This window comes from Deltaproteobacteria bacterium (assembly GCA_009930495.1).
In the GTDB taxonomy this organism is placed as follows: Bacteria; Desulfobacterota; Desulfovibrionia; order Desulfovibrionales; family Desulfomicrobiaceae; genus Desulfomicrobium.
Genome location: RZYB01000458.1, coordinates 1 through 1,102, shown reverse-complemented (window position 1 = coordinate 1,102; position 1,102 = coordinate 1). Strand labels below are relative to the sequence as shown.

The window sequence follows — 1,102 nt, the reverse complement described above, 5'->3', positions numbered from 1 at the left end:
GCGCAGCCCGTCCACGAACTGGCGCATGGGCGGCAGTCCGGCCAGGCTGCCGGCGCAGATGTAAACGGTCAGGACAGCAGCCGCGACCACGGGCCAACGGAAGGAACTCTCCCCCTTGCGGCCGAAATAGGCCCGGACAGGATTCCAATTTAGCCAGGCATGGACGAGGCTGGCCAGGACAAAGAGCAGGCCGCTCATGATATGTACAAGGTTCCATTGGCAGCGGCCAAGGCCGAGCATGCGCCACGGGGAGAAATGGCCGACATGGGTCGGGGGCGCGATGAAGAGCACGATGCTGCTGACCAGAAGCACGAGGCCGGAAAAAAGCAGGACAAGGGATGTGGTTGGGCGGAGTTTTTTCATGGGCGTGATCCGTTGGATTTGGGTTGGCAGGCTGTTGAAAAACGGCAGCCGGCGCGGTTGTAAGGTTTCAACTGTCGCGGAGCGTCAGAAATTCCAGGTCAGGGTGGCGCCAATGGCGCGCGGCTCGCCGTCCAGGCAGATGGTCGTGTCCTCGAACGGGGTCACAAAGGTGCAATACTCTTCGTCAAAAATGTTCTTGCCCCAGAGGTAGAAGCCCCAGTTGTCCCATTCGTAGCCCAGGCGCAGGTTGACGGTGCGGTAGGCTTTCTGGGTGGTCAGGTTTTCCTCGTCGCCGTGGAAGCGCCCGGAACCGGTCAGATCGGCGCGAGCGAAGAATCCGTTCTCGGCCCGGTACTGCGCGCCCAGGCTGTAGGTGTAGCGGGGAGCGTTGGGCAGAAAGTTGTCCTTGTAGTCCTTTTCGATCAGGGCGGTCTGGGTTTCGTTCCACTGGGTGGCCGTGAAATCGTCGAAGCGCGATTCGTTGTATCCGGCGCTGCCGAAGAAATCCCAGCCCGCGAATGGCCGGGCCTGGAGCTGCACTTCCACGCCTTGGGAATGAGCCTTGGCCGCGTTGGTGATGGCCTTGGACAGGGTGTTTCGGTCGTATTCCATGACCTGCTTGTCCGAGATGTCGATGTAGAAAAGGGCCGCGTTGGCCAGCAGGCGACCGCCGAACCACTGGGTTTTCAGGCCCAACTCGTAATTCCAGGAATATTCGGGATCAAAGGTCAGGGTGTCC

Annotated in this window: 2 protein-coding genes; both read right to left on the bottom strand. The window is 60.6% G+C overall.

The window, feature by feature from the left end; all coding sequences use genetic code 11:
* A partial coding sequence (locus tag EOL86_15450; protein ID NCD26965.1) for a DUF4405 domain-containing protein occupies positions 1-363 on the bottom strand: 363 nt, incomplete at its 3' end.
* 84 nt (positions 364-447) lie between these two features.
* Positions 448-1,102: TonB-dependent receptor (locus EOL86_15445; protein NCD26964.1), on the bottom strand; the 655-nt coding region annotated here is incomplete at its 5' end.